This is a genomic window from Burkholderia aenigmatica, assembly GCF_902499175.1.
In the GTDB taxonomy this organism is placed as follows: Bacteria; Pseudomonadota; Gammaproteobacteria; order Burkholderiales; family Burkholderiaceae; genus Burkholderia; species Burkholderia aenigmatica.
The window spans coordinates 179,374-198,278 of sequence record NZ_CABVQC010000002.1; the positions used below are offsets into that span (position 1 = coordinate 179,374).

Consider the following 18,905-nt stretch of genomic DNA (forward strand, 5'->3'; position numbering starts at 1 on the left):
CGCGGCTAGCGTCCGGGAGCCGCGCCATCCAGCAACTGCCGCCAGCCGCCGAGAAAGCCGATGCCGGGCCCCGGCGTCCACAGACCGCGCTGCGCGGCTTCGAGGTGGATCAGCGTCTGGTCTGCACAGAACAGCGCCATCAGCGCATCGCGGCGGTCATGCATCCAGTCCGGCGCGGGATCGGGCCGCGTCGCTGCATAGGCTTGCAGGCCGGCGTCCCAGCGCTGCGCGTCGAATACGAAGCGATCGTCCCTGCCCGCATCGCGCGACAGCGCGAACAGCGCAAAGGCCACCTCGAGCCATTGCGCGCCCTGCCCGACATCGTCGAAATCGAGCACGCCGCTCACCGCGTGTCCCACGTACAGCAGGTTGCCCGCGTGATAATCGCCATGCAGCCAGTGCACCGCCCCCGTCAGCCAGCGCGCTGCCGTGTCGAGATGTGCACCGATCAGCCGGATCATCGTCTCGTAGTGGCCGTTCAGGTCTCCCGGCAACGACGGCGCGGCACGTGCCGCCACGCGTGCGTGGCGCGCCGACAGCCACGCCAGCGGCGCCGATTCGGTCGCGGGTATCGCCGCCAGCGCGGCATGCAGCTGCGCGAGCGCACGCATCGCATCGATCGCGCCCGCGTCCCCCTCGTCGGGCAGGCCCGGAATGCCGTCGATATGCTCGAACAGATGCAGCCAGCTTCCATCGGGAAGCCGCACACCGGACTGTGCATCCACGGTCGGCCGCAGGCATGGCAGCGCGGGCAGCATCGGCGTCGTGCGCAGATGGCCAAGTATCGCCGCCTCGCGATGCACCTGCTCGACCGGCTTGCCGGACCACGACACGCGCAGCACCGCGCGCGCCGAATCGCACTCGACGAGATACGTTTTGTTAGTATGGCCCGACGCCAGCGCCTGCAGGCGCGCCGGCCCGAGATTCCAGTACCGGTGAAGCCACGGTTCCAGCGTTTTCACGTCACTCCTACTCGTTGCATTGACCATGTCAGAGCGTCCTTCGGCCCGCATGCGGGACATCAACATCGAATGGCTGACGCGCGCTGCCGAATTCGACCATCTGTTCCAGACGCGCTGGCTCGGCGAGCGCTTCTTCCACCTGCCCGGCGACATGCTCGCGCTCCAGGAACTGATCTGGCGTGTGCGTCCCGACTGCATCGTGCAGACCGGCATCGCGGCGGGCGGCGGCGTCGTATTCTCCGCGTCGATGCTGGAACTGGTGGGCGACAACGGCCGCGTCGTCGCGATCGAGCCGCGCCTGCGCGACGAGGTCAGGCAGCGCCTGCAATCGCACCGGCTCGCCCACCGCATGACGCTGATCGAAGGCGAATCGTGCGCGGCCGACACGCTTGCGTCGGTGCGCGCACAGATCGGTGACAATGCACGCGTGATGGCGATCCTCGATCTCACGCATACCCACGCGCACGTGCTGCGCGAACTCGAATGCTATGCGCCACTCGTGACGCCCGGCAGCTACGCGATCGTGATGGATACCATCATGGAATACCTGCCCGCGTCGATGTTCGACGGCAAGCCGTACGGGAAAGGCAACAACCCGGCCACCGCCGCGCATGAATTCCTCGCCCGCGACGACCGGTTCGAGGTCGACTACGACATCGAGGACCGCGTACTCATGACGCTGTCGCCAGGCGGTTTCCTGAAGCGAGTGCGCTGATCAGGCGCGCTGCCTCGGCCGAACCGTCGCGCGCATAGCTCGCGCGGATCCGCGCCGCCTGCTCGCGCAACGCCCCGGGCCGCAACAGGCGTTCGAGCGCATCGGCGATGTCCGCCACGCCGGCCTGCTGCAGATCCAGCACGCACCCCGCGCCGGCCCGCTCCACGAAGTGCGCCGAATGGAACTGGTCATTGCAGAACGGCGACAGCAGCATCGGCACACCGCATGCAAGCGACTCCATCACCGAATTCGCGCCGCCGTGGCTGACGAACGCGTGCGTGCGCTGCAACAGCGCCAGTTGCGGCACGTAGCGCACCGCGACCACGCGTTCGTCGTCGGCCGGCAGCAGATCCGAATCGACCAGTTCGCCCACCGACAACACCAGTTGCGCCGACGTCGCGCGCACCGCCTCGATGACCTTCGCAAACACGTCGGGATGGTAGTAAAGCTGGCTGCCGAGCGACATGTAGACGAGCGGACGATCGGCATCGAGGCGCTCCCACGGAAACGGCGTCTCGTCGCCGCGCGGGCCGGACGGCAGTGCCGGACCGACCAGCTCGACACCGTGCGGCGGTGCGCCGACCAACGCATCGGTCGTGAACGCGAGCGTCAGGTGCGGAGAGAGAATGTCGCAACCGCGAAAACGCGCATCGAGCCCGTAGCGCGCGAACAGGCGCGTGCGTTCCGGCGCGAGCCATCTCACCGTACGCAGCAGTTCCGAATCGAGATCGTCCGGCAGCACCGGATTCAGCGAATTCGACATCGAAACCCACGGCAGCCCTTCCAGTTCCGCCGCGATCGCTGCCGCATAGAGCAGCGGATCGATCACGACCACGTCGGGCTGCCAGTCGCGTAGCACCGCGCGGATGCCGTCCACCTGCGCGGGCGCGAGATCGATCAGCAGCGTGCGAATCCAGTGCCGCAGCCAGTCCGCGTCGCGAATGTTCGCAGCGAAGCTCGCGCCGCGCGACAGGTCGTGGCGCTCGGGCGTCTCGCGCGGCCCTACAAATGTGAAACCGCCAGCGCCATCGAGCTGTGCGCTGATGTCGGCCGGCGCATAGAACGCGACGTCGCAGCCGGCATCGCGCAGATGCTGGGCCGGGCCGATACACGGATTGACGTGCCCTTTCTCGGGCACCACGCAGAACAGGATGCGTTTCATGAGCGGCTCAGGTTGGGCGATGCGCGGCATCGAGGGCGTCGAAATGATCGAGGATCAGCGACAGCGTCGTCCACAGCACGCGTTCGTTGTCCGTCTGCAGCGTGGGGGCGGCCAGACCGAGCGTGTCGGCCAGCGCGTGCGTGCGGTCGCGATCGAGCAGCGCCGCGAGGTCCATTGCCGGGGCGAGCCGTCCGCGCTTGGGGCCGTGCACGAGCCGGTCCGGCAGGTTCAGGCGCGCACCGAGGTCGCGCAGGCATTGCTTGTCCGGATCGGGCGCGATGCTCGTCAGATGCGCGACGACGGCATCGTCGACGAACGGCGGATGCAGCTCGACCGACGCCGCATCGAACAACGCATGGCACAGCGGCAGATAGTTGGCCGACTGGTCGCGGCGCAGCACCTGGTCCGCGCCGTCGCCGGTGATGGCCACCTCGACGCCGTCCGCGGCCATCGCGTCGGCGAGCAGCAGCTTTGCGACCGGATGCAGGTTGAACATCGGCTCCTCGACCGCATGCGTCGTTCTCGGCAGCGCCGCGACGAAATCGGCCTCGTTCGCGCGCACGATCTTCACGTTCGCCTGCATCTGCCCGGCCAGCTCGAGTGCGGCGTCGCGCTCGCAATAGTCCGGCATGTCGGTCACGAGGATGTAGGACGTCACGTGCCGCTGCGCGCCGAGTTCGCGCAGCAACGCAAGCAGCAGCGCCGAATCGAGCCCGCCGCTCAGCGCCAGCGCAACGCGCTTGCCGCTGTCGAGCGCGCGCTGCAGCGACGCGCGCAGCACGGTTTCCAGATCCGCGTGCTGCGGCTGCTCGGGGGCCGGCTGCACGGTCAGCCCTTGCGGCGAACGGATCAGCGCATGGCCGGGCGGCACCGCGCGCACGTCGCGCAGCACGGTGCGGCCGATCAGACGCTCGCCGCTCAGATAGCCAGCAATGGCCGCCGCGTCCGGCTCGCCGGCCGGTTGCCCGGCTGCACGCAGGACGGCCCGGATGCCGGACGCCGTCGTACCGCTGCGCGGATGATAGTGAAGCCGGTCGAAGCCGAAGAGGTCGCGCGTGCCGACGATCATGGATAACGTGCCTTCAAGGAGTCCACTTCAATGCGTTTGAGGACGCGATGCGGCGCCACCGGCGCGCTGCCGCCCTGGCAATGCAGGCACGCTTCGAGCGGCGCGTCGCGGTGCAGATAGGCGAGCATCGCGTCGAGCATGTCCGCGTCGTCGCGCAGCGGCAGGCCATCGGATTGGAAATCCTTCTCGCCCTTGTAGAGCGTATGGAAATGCGCCGGACGCGTGCACGTGTAGAACATGCCGTCGCGAATCATATGGCAGCGCTCGCGGATCCAGCAATCCTGATAGAGGCGCCGTGCTTCGTCGCGATCGGTGCCGGGTTGCGCGCGGTTCATCGTCGTGAACACATCCTGCACCTTCCAGTTCAGGCGCACGTCGAAGCGCGCGGCCTGATGCTCGATGTGCGCGACCAGCTCGGGCGACAGCGACGGCTTCGGATAGCGCGAGATCGTCAGCGCATCCACCGCCTGCCAGAACGCATCCGTCATCTCACCCAGTTTCAGGCCGTTCGTCGTGACGGAGATCACGGGCGCGATACCCGTGGCGCGCACGCGCTCGACGAGTTCGACGAGCGCCGGATGCAGCAGCGGCTCGCCGCCGACCAGCTTGAACATGCGCGGGCGCAGCACCTTCGCGGCGCGGCGCAGATCGGCCTCGAGCGATGCGGGGTTCGCGTACCACTCGGGCAGCAGCGGCGACAGCGAGCAACATTCCGCGCAGGTCAGGTTGCAGTGATCGACGATATGCGCTTCCAGCGAGCGCGTCAGCACGCGCCCGTCCTCGACGCGGTAGTCGCGATCCAGCGGCGGCGGAAACACATGCTGCCGCTCGGTCGGCGGCGTCGGATTCGACATCCGGTTCAGATTCGCATTCACTTCAGCGTCCTGCTTCCATGCATCGGGAAAAGAAATCGACGAGACGGTCGCGCGCATCCACCATCGCGGACGCCATCGTCACCGCGCCGCTCAGATGCGATGCAAAGCGCGACGGATCGTCGAGCCAGCCTTGCACGATCCAGAGCTTGAGTGCGTGCTGCAGACATGCGGCGTCGACCGCCCATGCAATGCGCGCGGGATCGACCGGCCGGGCCCGCCGATATGCGAGCACGAACGCTTCCGCCAGGTGCGGCGCCTCCAGCGGCAGATGGTTCAGGCAACGCACCAGTTCGTATTCTCGCGGCGCGCCGATCGACGCTTCCCAGTCAAGAATGAGCGGCGGCAGCGTGCCGGTGAACAGATAGTTGAACTGGTTGTAGTCGTTGTGGATCGGGTGCTGCGGATCGTCGGCGGGAAACGCGTCGATGCTGCCCGGATAGTAGCGGTCGAGCAGGCGCAGCGCGAGATCGACGTAGCGGCGCAGGTTCTCTGAGGCGTCGCCCGAACGTGAGCGATCCAGCGCGTCGAGCAAGCTGCGGCGCACCGCATCTGCGTCGATCGCGGTCAGCCGTGCGCGGATCGTGTCGAGCTCCGGCAGATGAAGCTGTTCGAGGCTCGTGTGCAACGCGCCCAGACTCGCGCCGAGCGCATCCCATTCGGCCGGCGAAAACGTGTCGTAGGTCCTGAACTGCCCGGTTTCCCAGCGGGTCAGCATCGCGTGGGCGTTTGACCCCGTCCACATCAGCGTGCCGGCCACCGTGCGTTTCAACGCCTGCACGTGGAAACGTGTATCGCCGTGCGTCTCGAAGTGCGCGAGCATGGCCGCTTCCTTGGCCGCACGCGCATGATGTTCGGACGCGTAGAGCTTGATCGCTACGCCACCGTCATCGGTCGGCAGATGCCATACGCGTTCGCCGACCTGGCGCGGCGGCCCGCTTCGGCCCAGCGCATAGGCGTCGCGGATCTCGTCGAAGGTCGCGGCGAGCGAGTCCATTCAGATATGCTCGGCCGGCCCGTATCGATACGGATGGCCGCTCAGGAACGTGTTGTGACCGACGTAGCGCACCTTGTACATCGCCGGGCGAAACAGCACCGAAGGCGCGTTGTTTGCGATGCCGAGCAGCGGATACAGGTCCTGCCGCACGAAGAACGCGTTGTTGCCCATGTCGTCGCAGCAGACGAGTTCATAGCCCTTCTGCCTGCCGAGATACACGAGCGATTCGAGACTCGCGCCGTAATAGGTCGAGCCGTCCCATTCGTGGTCCGGGTTGAAGCACATGACCCAACGCTCGGGCGGCGTGTAGTACGGGTTGTATTCGATTACGACGATGCGCGGCTGGAATGCTTGCAGGCCGCGCCAGACCCAGTAGTCGTTGCCGTCGATGTCGATCGACAACAGGTCGAAGTCAGTTGGCGTGTTCGCGTCGGCGAGCAACGTGTCGATCGTGTCGGGCTGAACGCGGTCGTGGTGCAAGCAAACGCGATCCGCGCCCGCGTAGTGGGCGGCCAGCTTGCCGAAGCGGTACGCACTGCCTTCCACCAGCACGCCGGACCAATCCTGCTCGCGCAGCAACCGCGCCGTGTTGCTGTTGCGCAGGCCGTCGCTTGCGCCGATATCGACGCAGAAGCGGTTGGTCGGCGCGATCCGCTCCATCAGGCGCGACAGGATGCCTTCCTCGGTGCCTTGCGCGTACAGGCTTGGCGCAAGGCCGGACAGGTCGAGCGGGAAAGGATGGTCCTGCATCGAGGGGGCGGCTCCGGGTCGGAATTAAGGGTGGTATTCGGAGCGTAATTTACCCGAAGTCGATTGACGGAAGGAAACGGGAATTCACAACGCCGCCGGGTCTCACCGGTGCGGCAATGAAAAAGCCCGCATCGACCATGTTGTCGATGCGGGCCCAATGCGTTTCTGGCAGCTTCGTTCTATGCGGCCCGGCTTCGTCCTACTGCCTGGCCGTGACGCATGAGCGGAAGCGTCAGGACAATTACTCCTGCCCCTGACTCGTCAGGAATTCCTCGTAATTGCCACCAAAGTCGAACAACGTGCCGTCCGTACGCACTTCGATGATCCGGTTCGCCAGCCCGCTCACGAATTCACGGTCACAGAAACCTCGTTCAGGGTCAAAATCAATCACTTGAAGAGCATGAATGGCTGCAATCGCCCTACGCGGGACAAAATGGCTCGTCAAAATTAGCCGAAAAGGGCCAGCCAGCCTGTCCACGACCATGAGCGGGCAACTGGAGACCAACCAACGGCTGTCATCTTTCATGTGCACCAATTCGAAAGTCCATGCCCTTGTGTGGCACGAGACAGGTATGCTTCGTTCCTATTCCATCGAATCCGAATTACATGAATACAGCATCTGAACCGGCTCACGATGCAGGCTCCGTAATCCACTTCCGCGAAGATGAAGCAAACTATCTTGGTTGGCTTGCAAGCAATCCTAGCGGCTTCGTCCTGAACGTCCGAACTCCACCCGAAAAGAAAAGATTGATGCTCCACCGGGCCACTTGCACGGACATCAATCGAGCCTCATCTAGTGACGGGCCCGCTCCATTCACGGGCGGACTATATTCGAAGGTCTGTTCTCGCGACCCCAAGCAAATTGCAGAATGGGCGCGAGACCATGTGAGTGGAGTGGCCGGCTACACGCACCTCTGCAAGCGCTGCAAGCCACAGGCCCCAGTGTACCCGCTGGATGAGGTACTGGAGAGACAGCAACATTTGCTGTCCGATACGGAAAAGTCTCTGCGGGACACCGAGGCGGCACGAAGAGAGCGCCTAAAGAAAGCCAGCAAAAGGGCTAAGGTACGCTACGTTATGACGCGGGTATTCGAGCGGAATCCTGATGTGATTGCCGAGGCGTTGCACCTCGCGCGTGGTATTTGCCAAGGGTGCGGGAATCCGGCCCCGTTCGAGAGGAAAGCGACTGGGCGTCCCTATCTTGAAGTCCATCACGTTGTGCCGCTGGCGGAAGGCGGGGATGACACTGTTTCAAATGCCATCGCTCTCTGTCCCAACTGCCACCGAAAGCGGCATTACGGTTAGGTTGTGGCCTGGCCGACTGTATCGGCCGCCTCCTGTCTGAGGTATTGATAAAGCGTCTCACGGCTAATCCCCAGGTCCCGCGCGATGGCAGCCTTAGTTTCCCCGCTCGCTGCCCGCTGGCGCAGCGCAGAGACCTGCTCAGGGCTGAGCGATGGCTTACGGCCCTTGTACACCCTGTTAGCCTTGGCAACGGCGATACCCTCGCGCTGACGCTCGCGGATCAATGACCGCTCGAACTGAGCAAACGCGGCCAGCATGGTCATCATGAGTTCCTGCTGAGGGTTCCGCTTGTCCGCTGAGAAGGTCATAGCGTCCTTCACGAACTGGACCGTAACGCCCCGCTCGGTGAGCTCACGAACCATCCTCAGCAAATCCTCAGTGTTGCGCGCTAGGCGGTCCATGCTGTGCACCATCAGAGTATCGCCATCGCGCAAGCAGTCCAGTACAGCTTGGAGCTGGGGGCGCTCGGTATCCTTCCCGCTCGCCTTGTCCGTGAATACCTTGTCCAGGTCCACGCCCTCAAGCTGGCGCTCCGTGCTCTGGTCTACCGTACTGACGCGGATATAACCGATGTACTTGCCCTTGCTCATGACTCTTCCCCGTGGCCAATGTGTCAGGCTGGAGTCCATGACCCTGACTGGGATATGTCAATAAATAAAGAAAACCACCCTATTCTGACGGACCGTAATTGACCATCTGACAGTCAACCTGGGGGTACCCAAAAGTGACATATGGCGTTCTTGGTGGCCCCTCTTGCACAATGACAGCGAGACCAACAGACCCCGGTTAGGACATGGCAACGATAAAAGAGAATGGGCAGCTAATCGCAAATTGCCCCGCGTGTGGTGGGGCGCTGTCATCGTATTTGACGGGTGATAACCGCATGGGCGAGTACGGGCAAATTTACCGCCCTGTCGATGACTACAGCTCTCAGGTGTACCGGCTGGTTAGATGCTCCAACTGCGGCTCAGGCGCATTGGCCACCTTCCTGTCTCATCAGAACGAACCCGCTATGGAGTTGTTGGATTTTTATCCCGAAGCCGACGAAATGCAGCAGCCCCTACCCAAAGATGTCCCTGAGGGGATTGCGCGGGAGTTTCGTGAGGGTGAATCCTGCGCGAACGCTGGGTGCTACCGCGCCGCAGCCGCTATGTTTCGCTCGGTCCTAGATAAAGCCCTTCGCGCCAGTGGCTACAAGATCAAGAAAGGCACCCCGCTGGACCAGCAAATAGACCTAGCTGCGGCTGACGGCGTGATTACCGCTGCGCGGAAGAAGCGCGCGCATGAAGAAATTCGAACCCTGGGGAACTATGTCCTACATGAGCCTTGGCGCGTGGTCTCCCAAAATGAAGTGAACACTGCCAGAGAATACGCGGCTCGGCTGCTGCATGACCTATACGATGATCGGGAGACAGTCTTGTCCGTGCTCAAGGAGAAGGGGCGCATCCCTGAAGAGACGATACCCGATATTGACAGCGACGACGAAGAGGCCCCAGCCTAATGAGATGCGCGCCCCCACATCAGGGTATCGCGCGGGTTACCTGATGCGCGCCAGAGCGGCTGCGCGTGGGAACAGAGGGGATACCGGGGGGAGAATTTCGCAGCGGGGCTTTATCAAATGCCCTCTTAGAAATTTTCCACCAACTTTTTCTGCCACACGTGTGTATCGTTCCAGACAGAGGGGCGAAACCCATCATAGATTCGTGGAGATTAAATGCACATCGAACACATTAGCATCAAGAACGTAGGCGCAATAGGAAATCTTGAACTCAGCCTAAATTCACACATGAATTTAATCTGCGGACCGAATGGCATTGGGAAAAGTACCGTTCTGGATAGCATCGGTCAATTATTTTCGTACGCCCCGAACGCTCGCCTACAAACCAGATACAATTGCAGCAAAAGTATAATTAATGCCTCCATAAATCTCGACGGTACAACTAGTCAATTTTCATCCCACTTCTCCGCGCACATTCCTGAAGACAATCAAGGAATAAACGGAGGCGCGCGAGAACACTCAAACAATTTAATTGTTCTAAAAACCCACCGGACCTTCACCTATCAAAACCTGAACGCAATAACCCGAGATCCAACGCGCCACACAGCGGAATATTGGAATACCGTCCAAAATGGAATTTCAACAAATGAAACAAAAGGATGGTTCGTTAATCGCATAGTATTCGAACCACACCCCAACTCCCTAAAAGAATCACAAAGAGAAAATCTATCTCTCGCGAAATCCGTCTTCTCCATATTAAACAAAGAATTTAAATTCAGCCACATAAACGCTTCCACCCACGACATAATACTCGACACGCCAGACGGCAATGTTTATTACGAATATCTTTCATCCGGATTCAAATCCAGCCTCTCAATTCTACTTGGAATTCTTCGAGAAATTGAGTTCCGCTTCCAGAGCGAACAGACCACCGCAAAAGAATTTGATGGAATCGTATTAATTGATGAACTCGAACTTCATCTGCATCCAGAATGGCAATCAAAGATAGTAGAAGCCCTTAAAGCGATGTTTCCATGTGCACAGTTTGTATGCACTACACATAGTCCACATATAATCCAAGCGGCAGAACCAAGCGAGGTAATCGCTTTAACGCGTGACGGTTCGGGTACCGTGGTTCAGAAATCCATTCCTTCATCTAAATACGGGTTCCGTGGCTGGACCGTCGAAGAGGTGCTGGAAGACGTGATGGGAATGGAAGACCTTCGTACCGCCACTCTCCGCCGAATGTTAGACTCATTCGGAAAAGCCATAGATGACGATGACTCGCATGCGGCAAAGCGGATATACGACGAATTAACAAGCGCCCTTCATCCGGCCAGCCATCTCAGAAAAATATTGAGTTTGCAGCTTGCGAGTGTGGAAGAAATCGAAGAAGGAAACAATAAAAAGTGATTAAACTACATCGACACTTTCATCCTATGTGTCTACAGCCGACTGAGGCCGCTGCCCTAACAGCTCGATATAAGGCAACTGAGGAAAGCGTTTGGAACTTCGATGAACTTAAAGACGCCCTCCTTACACTAAGCCACCGAAAATGTGCGTACTGTGAGTGCGAACTACAGACGGAAGCCACATACATGGAGGTAGAGCATTTCATCGCAAAATCTTTGGATGCCGACCTTGTAGTCGATTGGAACAATCTACTGCCGTCCTGCAAACGATGCAACGGAAGAAAATCTGATCACGACGTCAGAAGCGAACCAATTGTCAACCCTTTCCACGACAATCCCGCCGATCACCTGACACTAAAGTGGTTTAGAGTAGTTAAAAAAAATGCCAAAGGTCAAACCACTATCGACGTTATTGATTTGAATGACGTAGAACGACTTGTGAACAAGCGCTTCGAAATTGGAAACCAACTTGCCGAATCCATTGACTCCGCCCTGCACCGTGCGGAAGAGTATCAGCAAGCCACGAGCGTTCGCCGTCGAAATAAATTGTTAGGCCAGGTCCGACGTATCCTTCTTGAATGTCAACCCAGCGCCTCTTATGCTGCTACGGCAGCCACCGTACTTCACAGCTCGGATTCATACAGGGACCTGAAAGCCATCTTACAAGCCTGCGATGTTTGGAATGAAGAATTGCAAATCCTGCACGACCTCTCCAGCACAATTGTGCTGTAAATGCCGTGATCTTTGCCGCTCCTGAAGCCCTCACCGCAGCGGACCTACTTGACAAGGCCGCGTTCCGAGAATAAGGAATTGCCGCCAAGCTAGAGCCCCGAGACTAAGAAAGAAGAAGGCCCGCACTGACTAACTGCCGGTGCGGGCCTTTGACGTTCCGGCTGCCCTACTTTACGCGCTCAACTCAGAACCTTGAACAGATCTTCACGCCAGCCTTCAACTGTCCCAACGGGACAATTCCGTGGGACAATCCGGGACACATGAACGGTGGTCTTGGGACAAAGCAGTAGTTTTTACTCCTGCCCCTGACTCGTCAGGAATTCCTCGTAATTGCCACCAAAGTCGAACAGCGTGCCATCCGTACGCACTTCGATGATCCGGTTCGCCAGCCCGCTGACGAATTCACGGTCGTGCGACACGAAAATCAGCGTGCCTTCGAACTGCTCGAGCGCGATCTGCAACGACTCGATTGATTCCATGTCCATGTGGTTGGTCGGCTCGTCCATCAGCAGCACGTTGTGGCGGCCGAGCATCAGCTTGCCCCAGATCATGCGACCCTTCTCGCCGCCCGACAGCACCTTCACCGACTTCCTGATGTCGTCCGACGAGAACAGCAGGCGGCCCAGCGTGCCGCGCACCATCGTTTCGTCGTCGCCGTCCTTGCGGTACTGGTCGATCCAGTCCATCAGCGTGATGTCGTTCGGGAACTCCTCGTACGTGTCCTGCGGCATGTAGCCGACATTCGCGTTCTCGGACCACTTCACCGTGCCGTGCTCGAGCGCGAGCGCGCCGAGCAGCGAACGCAGCAGCGTCGTCTTGCCCGCGCCGTTCTCGCCGATGATCGCGATGCGCTCACCCGGCTGCACCGACAGGTTGAAGTTCTGGAAGATCGTGCGCTCGTACTTCTTCGTGATGTCTTCCGCCACCACCGCGACGTTGTGCAGCTTCTTCTCGAACTCGAAACGGATGAACGGGTTCTGGCGCGACGACGGCTTGAATTCCTCGATCTTGATCTTGTCGATCTGCTTCGCGCGGCTGGTCGCCTGGCGGGCCTTCGACTTGTTCGCCGAGAAGCGGCGCACGAAGTCCTGCAGTTCGGCCACGCGCTCCTTCGCACGCGTGTTCGCCGCGGCCTGACGTTCGCGCGCCTGTGCCGATGCGAGCATGTAGTCGTCGTAGTTGCCCGGCCAGACTTTCAGCGTGCCGAAGTCCATGTCGGCCATGTGCGTACACACCGCGTTCAGGAAGTGACGATCGTGCGAGATGATGATCATCGTCGAGTTGTACTCGTTGAGCGTGTGCTCGAGCCAACGGATCGAGTTGATGTCGAGGTTGTTGGTCGGTTCGTCGAGCAGCAGCACGTCCGGCTTCGAGAACAGCGCCTGTGCGAGCAGCACGCGCAGCTTCCAGCCCGGCGCGACGTCGGCCATCGTGCCGGTGTGGAACTTCTCCTCGATGCCGATGCCGAGCAGCAGCGCGCCCGCGCGCGCCTCGGCGTCGTAGCCGCCGTATTCGGCGAACTTGCCTTCGAGCTCGGCGGCGTGCATGTAGTCGTCGTCGGTGGCTTCCGGGTTCGCGTAGATCGCGTCACGCTCGGTCATGGCAGCCCACATCTCGGTGTGGCCCATCATCACGACGTCGAGCACGCGCACGTCTTCGTACGCGAACTGATCCTGGCGCAGCTTGCCGAGACGCACGTTCGGCTCCAGCGCGACGTTGCCGCCGCTCGACTCGAGGTCGCCGCCGAGGATCTTCATGAACGTCGACTTGCCGCAGCCATTCGCGCCGATCAGACCATAGCGGTTGCCCTCGCCGAATTTGACCGAGATATTCTCGAACAAGGGCTTCGGCCCGAATTGCATCGTGATGTTGGCAGTAGAAAGCACGGCAGGTCCCGTTAAGAGAGAAATCGACGGAAAACCGTGTATTTTAGCAGGTGTCGGAGAAACTGCCGACCGCACCCGTTCCGGCCCCGCCAATTCACCCGCTGTGCGGGGCGACCGGCCACGCCTGAGCGCCCCGCCAGTCGCCGCACTGCCCCCTTACTTGCCGGCCTTCGCCGCCGCCCGCTGCGCCGCTTTCGCGTTCATCTGCCCGAACAGCTCCGAGCACGGCACGTCCTTGTTGTTGCTCGGCGCGATCAGCGGGATCAGCGCGGCGAACGGGTTGATCAGCCCGAGCCCGACCATCGCGCCGGCCCGCAGCGCGAGCGCGCCCGCATCGACGCCGACGTCCGGGTTCTTGAACGTACCCTTTGCATACAGCGGCGAGCGCAGCGAGAAGATCCGGAAGCCCTTCGTGTGCGGATGGATCTTCAGGTTCAGCGTTTCGTCGCGCAGGCTGATCGGGCCGTCGACGTTGATCAGCGCGTCGTCGGTATCGAACGCGAACACCTTCGGGTCGAGGATCCCGTTGGTCGCGACGAAGTCGACCGCCGCGCAGTTGATCTTCACATCGTTGTTGCCGAACAGCTTCTCGTAGACGACGTTCGCGACGTTCAGCCCCGCCGCCTCCATCAGCAGACGGCTGATGCGGCCGTCCGTCACGAGCGCCTTCACTTCACCGTTCGACGTCGCGGCCAGCGCGGCCGGCGAGTTGCCGGTCGCCGACAGCGACGCATCGCCGTTGATCTCGCCGAGCGCCGACTGCATGACCTTCTGCGCGGGGAACAGCTGCTTGAGCTTCAGGTGTCGCGCGGCCACCGTGAAGCGGCCTTTCAGCGGCGTGCTGCTGCCGTCGAGATGCGCGGTCGTCGCGAGCGTGCCGCCCGCGACGCCGAACTGCAGCGGCTCGAGCGACAGCACGCCGTCTGTCATCACGATGTGCGTGTACAGGTTGGTGATCGGCAGGTCCGAACTCTTGACCAGCTTGCGGCCCGTGAACTTGACGTCCGCGTCGAGTGCGCGCCAGCGGTCGGTCCGGAACGTCTCGACCGGCAGCACGCGGCTCGACGGCTGTTTGGTCGTGTCGCCGCGCTTGGCCTTGCTCGCGGCCGTATCCGCGCCGATCACCGGGGCGAGATCGGAGAACTGCAGCAGGTTCGACACGAGCTCGCCCGACAGCTTCGGCCGCGGCTCACGCTGCTCGTACGCAAGCGTGCCGCCGAGATCGCTGCCGCCGACGCGGCCGTTGAAATTCTCGTAGCGGAACGTGCTGGCCTTCCGTTTGAAGTTGCCGATCAGCCGCCCTTCGGTCGCGTAAGGCGGCGTATCGGGCAGCGTGATGCCGCTGAGCTGGTAGAGATGCGACATCGACGTGCCCTGCAGCCACAGCCGCAGGTCGATGGCCGCGAGATGCATCGGATCGGTCAGCGTGCCGACGATCGCGAGCCGTGTGTCGCCGGCCTTCACGTCGGCCTGCAGCGGGAACGGCCGCGACGCGTCCTGGATTGCGAGCACGCCGCCGAGCTTGCCGGTACCGCTGATCGGCACGTTCTTGTAGCGGCCGTCGACCGTCAGCCCGAACGCATAGGTCGGGCCGGACGGCTTCGCGGGCGCCGCGACGCTGCTCGCGCCGCTGGCGCCAGACGCGGCGCCAGCGGCCGATTTCGAAGAGGTGGACGACGCGGACGCGGACGAAGCCACGGCGGACGCGGCGGACGCACCCGCCGCCGACGCGCCACTCGCAGCCTGCGCGGCCGAAGCGCTCGACGCAGCCTCCGCGTTGGCCTTCGCGCTCAGCTGCGCGGCGCCGTGCTTGCCGACACGCTGCGCCGATGCCGCGCGCGACGTCTGCTCCTGTTCCTTCATCACGTCGCCGAGCGGAATCGGCTGCCCGAGCGTATCGATCGCGACGGTCAGGTCGGCCTTGGTGATCGCGTCGCGATACGTGACGGTGCCCTTCGCGAAGCCGAAGCTGTCGAGCCGCACCTTCCACGGCGACGGCTGCGACGATTGCTTGAACTGGAAGGTCCACGTGTTGCGGCCGTCCGCGAGCCGCTCGAGGTCGACGGCCGGATTCACGACGTCGATCGACGGGATCACGATTTCATGCGCGAGCAGCGGCAGGATCGCGAGATCGAAGTGCGCGGCATCGAGCGTGACGAACTTGGGCATCTTCGCCCAGTCGGGGTTGCCGATCTCGAGGTCCGTGGCCGAAAAGCTCGGCCAGGGCACCCATGCGCGCCAGCCGGTTTCGCCGTCGGGGCGGCGCCAGCCGACCTTGAGGTCGCCGTTGATCGCGAACGGGCGGCCGAGTGCGGCTGTGACCTGTTCGTTGACCCACGGCTTCGCGCGATTCCAGTCGAAGGCGAAGAGAAAGACGCCGGCCGCCGCGATGAGCACCGCGACGATACCGACGATCCATGCAGCCGATTTGCCGATGGCTCGGGTTAGCGTCATGGCGGTTCCGTTGTTGTTCTGAAATGTTGCCGCACCATGCCGGGCCGCTTGCGTGGACGAACGGCGCACGACACCCGCGGCTTTTCAATCGGTATTATGACGCACGCCCTGGTGACGTTTCGGCGCCATTAACGCTTTTTTTCATTTGTGACATGACAGCCCCCACCGGCCTCATCGATGCACAGCGCATCACGCGGCACGACGCCAGCAGCGGCAAGACCCTGCTCGCCCCGACCGATTTCAGCCTCGCGGCGGGATCGCGAATTGCTATCACCGGGCCGTCCGGGTCGGGCAAGAGCGTGCTGCTGCGCGCACTCGCGCTGCTCGATCCGCTCGACGGCGGCCACATCCTGTGGCGCGGCCACGGGATCCGGCGCAGCGCGATCCCGCGCTACCGGCGCAGCGTCGCCTATGTACGCCAGCGCCCCGCGCAGATGGACGGCACCGTCGAATCGCAGCTGCGCTATCCGTATTCGCTCGCGATCTATCGCGACGTTGGGTTCGATCGTGCGCGCGCCGAAGCGCTCGCCGCGCAGGCCGGCCGCGGCCCCGACTTTCTCGACAAGCGCGCGAGCGACCTGTCGGGCGGCGAAGCGCAGATCGCCGCGCTGCTGCGCGTGCTGCAACTCGATCCCGACGTGCTGCTGCTCGACGAGCCGACGTCCGCGCTCGACCCCGAATCGGCGCGCGCGATCGAGGCGCTCGTCGGCGCATGGTTCGACGCGGCGCCCGACGCCCGCGCGTACATGTGGATCTCGCACGATCCGGCCCAGGCCGCCCGGATCGGCACGATACGGCTCGTGATGCAGGCCGGCGTGATGCACGTGGCCAACCCGACGGAGGCAACGCAATGAGTCCCGTCCTGCAGGACCTGAGCCTCGTCGACGTCGGCATCGCCGCCGCGCTGGTCGCGGTCAACGGCGCGATCTCGATGGTGCTGTCGCTCGGCCTCGGCCGCAAGCTTGGGCTCGCGGCCGTGCGCACCGTCGTGCAGCTGCTCGCGATCGGCTACGTGCTCGGCTGGGTGTTCGGCCATCCGCACTGGTATGTCGTACTGCCGCTCACCGCACTGATGACGCTGATCGCCGGGTTCGCCGGCGCGGGGCGCGGCAAGCGCACGTATCGCGGTCAACGCATCGACAGCATCGCGTCGATCTGGTTCAGCAGCTGGTTCGTCGCGGCGGTCGGCCTGTTCGTCGTGATCCGCATCCATCCGTGGTACGCACCGCAATACGCGATTCCGATCCTCGGGATGATTCTCGGCAATACGCTCACGGGCGTGTCGCTCGGCGTCGAACGGATGATGGAAGAGCTCACCGCGCGCCGCGACCGTGTCGAAACCGCACTCGCGCTCGGCGCGACGCGCTGGGAAGCGGCTCAGGACGCTGCGCGCCAGGCCGTGCGGGCGGGCATGCTGCCGACGCTGAACCAGATGGCCGTCGTCGGCGTCGTGAGCCTGCCGGGGATGATGACAGGCCAGGTGCTGGCCGGCCAGTCGCCGCTGCAGGCCGTGCGCTACCAGATCGTGATCATGTTCCTGATTGCCGCGGCCTCCGCGCTCGGCACCGTCGGTGCGGTGCTGATGACCTATCGCCGGCTGTTCTCGGCCGATCACCGCTTTCTCGCCGCGCGGCTCGAAGAACGCGCGCACTGACACGCGGCATCACCGCGCGATGCGTTCGCGCGGTTCGCCGGTCAGCGCACGCCGCGGCGCTTGCCGAGCGCCTGCCGCAACGCGGCCGCGATGTCCGCGTCCGGCGCGAGCCCGTCGACCGACGCAACGAGCCGCACCGCGCGCGGCGTCGTCACATAGGCCTGCGCACCGACATAGCCGCCGCTGCCGGCCGAGCGCGTCGTCACGACGAGCGCCTGCGGCGCACGTGCACCGAGGTCGGCCGTGAACGCATCGGTGACCGTACCGTCACGCGCATGCAGCGCGCCCGTCACGTAATCGTCGGTATCGAAGCCCGGAGCGGCATGCGCGGTCGAATACACGCGCACCGCGTAACTGCCGGTCGAGCACGGCTCGAGCGCGCCGCTCGACACGACGGCCACCTGCTGCCGCGACGGCAACTCGACCTTTTTCACAAAACCACAATCGTCGGCCGCGTGCGCGTGCGCGGCGACGAACGCAATGGCACACAGCAACGCGCGCATTCGGTATTTCATCGGGATGTCGTGACAGGAAGGTGATGATGCGGGCGAGCATAGCGTGACAGTCGCATGACGTCACGCAGGTCGCCACGCGATGCTATCGTACGTCGAACGGCTGCCATGCCGCTGAGGCAGCATGCTACCGTGAAGCAGGTCGCGGGAAAGCACCGTGACGGCGACACGAAACGGTCACGTGCGCGGGGCAGGCGGGCCGCCGCGAGTCGAATCCGTTGTGCGCGCACCGGAACCGGCCCGCGCGCACCGCTCAGCGCTTGATCGACACCGTCACCTTCGTGCCATCACTCATCGCGACGGACTTCGATCCGCCGTTGGTCGGGATCGACACCCACTTCACCTGGCTCACCGACACGACGTCCGGACACTGCAGCGACTTGCCGCCGACCGTCACGTTGCGCGTGCCCTTCGGCGCGGCCGCCTGGAAGCTCATCTGCACGTTGGCGATCCCCTTCGCGTCGATCGACGGCGCGAGCCGCACCTGGGTCTGGCGCACCATCGCACCGTTCTCGTCGCGCGGCAGGCTGTCCGCGTTCGGGCACCCGTCCGGCATCGCGACCGCCCCGCTCGGCGGCACCGACTTCCAGTTGAAGTCGTCCGTCTCGCCCGAGCGGATCTTGCGGGTCTCCTGCGTATTGCCGAAGGTCTTCGAGTCGACCTTGACGGTGTATTCGAGCTGTCCGGTACCGCCGCCCTTCAGGCTGCCCTTGACCGGCGGCGCCGCGAATACGCTCGCGCTGACGCACGCCGCCGCGAGCACGACCGACCACGATGCGGCGACTGACAAGCTGCGTTGGCTCATGCTGACCTCCTTGGTATGCGGCGGCACGCGCGTGCCGCGCGGTTTTCGATGCATGATGCGCTGCCAGTCTACCGCCAAGCGGCGGGCAATGCGCCGCAAACGCATCGGGTGTTACCCCGC

Annotated in this window: 19 protein-coding genes; 7 read left to right on the plus strand and 12 right to left on the minus strand. The window is 63.0% G+C overall.

Annotation, left to right across the window (positions count from 1 at the left end):
- Positions 1-5: 5 nt before the first annotated feature.
- On the minus strand, positions 6-962 hold the full coding sequence (locus BDO18943_RS02600) for a phosphotransferase (RefSeq protein WP_175021109.1): 957 nt from the start codon (positions 960-962) through the stop codon (positions 6-8).
- Between the two features lie 25 nt (positions 963-987).
- On the opposite strand from BDO18943_RS02600, the gene BDO18943_RS02605 reads away from it, so the two are divergent.
- Positions 988-1,677, plus strand: a complete 690-nt coding sequence (locus BDO18943_RS02605) for a cephalosporin hydroxylase family protein (RefSeq protein WP_175021110.1) — start codon at positions 988-990, stop codon at positions 1,675-1,677.
- Here the strand turns inward: BDO18943_RS02605 and BDO18943_RS02610 are convergent.
- The 6 genes from BDO18943_RS02610 to BDO18943_RS02635 all read right to left on the minus strand — a co-directional run bounded on the left by BDO18943_RS02610 (position 1,634) and on the right by BDO18943_RS02635 (position 7,053).
- Complete coding sequence (locus BDO18943_RS02610; RefSeq protein ID WP_175021111.1) at positions 1,634-2,839, minus strand: glycosyltransferase; 1,206 nt, start codon at positions 2,837-2,839, stop codon at positions 1,634-1,636. The genes BDO18943_RS02605 and BDO18943_RS02610 overlap by 44 nt on opposite strands.
- Positions 2,840-2,846: 7 nt before the next feature.
- The gene (locus BDO18943_RS02615) at positions 2,847-3,908 is read right to left on the minus strand and encodes an asparagine synthase-related protein (protein ID WP_175021112.1); all 1,062 of its coding nucleotides are present in this window, start codon (positions 3,906-3,908) and stop codon (positions 2,847-2,849) included.
- Complete coding sequence (locus BDO18943_RS02620; RefSeq protein ID WP_175021113.1) at positions 3,905-4,783, minus strand: 4Fe-4S cluster-binding domain-containing protein; 879 nt, start codon at positions 4,781-4,783, stop codon at positions 3,905-3,907. Before BDO18943_RS02620 ends, BDO18943_RS02615 begins: the two co-directional genes overlap by 4 nt.
- 1 nt (position 4,784) lies before the next feature.
- Entirely contained in the window at positions 4,785-5,777 is a 993-nt protein-coding gene (locus tag BDO18943_RS02625; RefSeq protein WP_175021114.1) for a phosphotransferase enzyme family protein, read from the minus strand.
- Positions 5,778-6,527: an FkbM family methyltransferase gene (locus tag BDO18943_RS02630; RefSeq protein ID WP_175021115.1), complete on the minus strand. Its 750-nt coding sequence runs from the start codon at positions 6,525-6,527 to the stop codon at positions 5,778-5,780.
- 241 nt (positions 6,528-6,768) lie between these two features.
- Positions 6,769-7,053 (minus strand): hypothetical protein, encoded by a 285-nt coding sequence (locus tag BDO18943_RS02635; RefSeq protein ID WP_175020962.1) that lies wholly within the window; start codon positions 7,051-7,053, stop codon positions 6,769-6,771.
- A gap of 551 nt (positions 7,054-7,604) precedes the next feature.
- Here BDO18943_RS02635 and BDO18943_RS42490 point away from each other — a divergent pair.
- Complete coding sequence (locus tag BDO18943_RS42490; protein ID WP_235995772.1) at positions 7,605-7,832, plus strand: HNH endonuclease; 228 nt, start codon at positions 7,605-7,607, stop codon at positions 7,830-7,832.
- Here the strand turns inward: BDO18943_RS42490 and BDO18943_RS02645 are convergent.
- Positions 7,829-8,422: a recombinase family protein gene (locus BDO18943_RS02645; protein ID WP_175021117.1), complete on the minus strand. Its 594-nt coding sequence runs from the start codon at positions 8,420-8,422 to the stop codon at positions 7,829-7,831. The genes BDO18943_RS42490 and BDO18943_RS02645 overlap by 4 nt on opposite strands.
- A 203-nt stretch (positions 8,423-8,625) precedes the next feature.
- Here BDO18943_RS02645 and BDO18943_RS02650 point away from each other — a divergent pair, with 203 nt between their 5' ends.
- The 3 genes from BDO18943_RS02650 to BDO18943_RS02660 all read left to right on the plus strand — a co-directional run bounded on the left by BDO18943_RS02650 (position 8,626) and on the right by BDO18943_RS02660 (position 11,474).
- Positions 8,626-9,333: a DUF4145 domain-containing protein gene (locus BDO18943_RS02650; RefSeq protein ID WP_175021118.1), complete on the plus strand. Its 708-nt coding sequence runs from the start codon at positions 8,626-8,628 to the stop codon at positions 9,331-9,333.
- Between the two features lie 213 nt (positions 9,334-9,546).
- Entirely contained in the window at positions 9,547-10,743 is a 1,197-nt protein-coding gene (locus BDO18943_RS02655) for an AAA family ATPase (RefSeq protein ID WP_175021119.1), read from the plus strand.
- A 26-nt stretch (positions 10,744-10,769) separates the two neighbouring features.
- On the plus strand, positions 10,770-11,474 hold the full coding sequence (locus BDO18943_RS02660; RefSeq protein ID WP_175021156.1) for an HNH endonuclease: 705 nt from the start codon (positions 10,770-10,772) through the stop codon (positions 11,472-11,474).
- Between the two features lie 293 nt (positions 11,475-11,767).
- Here the strand turns inward: BDO18943_RS02660 and BDO18943_RS02665 are convergent, their stop codons facing one another.
- Together BDO18943_RS02665 and BDO18943_RS02670 are read right to left on the minus strand one after the other, a co-directional pair.
- Positions 11,768-13,360 carry an ABC-F family ATPase gene (locus BDO18943_RS02665; RefSeq protein ID WP_175021120.1) on the minus strand — a complete coding sequence of 531 codons (1,593 nt, stop codon included), beginning with the start codon at positions 13,358-13,360 and terminating at the stop codon, positions 11,768-11,770.
- A 156-nt stretch (positions 13,361-13,516) separates the two neighbouring features.
- Positions 13,517-15,814: an AsmA family protein gene (locus tag BDO18943_RS02670; RefSeq protein ID WP_175021121.1), complete on the minus strand. Its 2,298-nt coding sequence runs from the start codon at positions 15,812-15,814 to the stop codon at positions 13,517-13,519.
- Between the two features lie 152 nt (positions 15,815-15,966).
- Between BDO18943_RS02670 and BDO18943_RS02675 the strand changes: the two genes are divergently transcribed.
- Positions 15,967-16,668, plus strand: a complete 702-nt coding sequence (locus tag BDO18943_RS02675; protein WP_175021122.1) for an ABC transporter ATP-binding protein — start codon at positions 15,967-15,969, stop codon at positions 16,666-16,668.
- Complete coding sequence (locus BDO18943_RS02680) at positions 16,665-17,468, plus strand: ABC transporter permease (protein ID WP_175021123.1); 804 nt, start codon at positions 16,665-16,667, stop codon at positions 17,466-17,468. Before BDO18943_RS02675 ends, BDO18943_RS02680 begins: the two co-directional genes overlap by 4 nt.
- A 41-nt stretch (positions 17,469-17,509) precedes the next feature.
- On the opposite strand, the gene BDO18943_RS02685 is transcribed toward BDO18943_RS02680, so the two are convergent.
- Positions 17,510-17,983: a PliI family lysozyme inhibitor of I-type lysozyme gene (locus tag BDO18943_RS02685; RefSeq protein WP_122945527.1), complete on the minus strand. Its 474-nt coding sequence runs from the start codon at positions 17,981-17,983 to the stop codon at positions 17,510-17,512.
- Between the two features lie 250 nt (positions 17,984-18,233).
- Positions 18,234-18,785, minus strand: a complete 552-nt coding sequence (locus tag BDO18943_RS02690; RefSeq protein WP_175021124.1) for a DUF6013 family protein — start codon at positions 18,783-18,785, stop codon at positions 18,234-18,236.
- Positions 18,786-18,905: the final 120 nt, after the last annotated feature.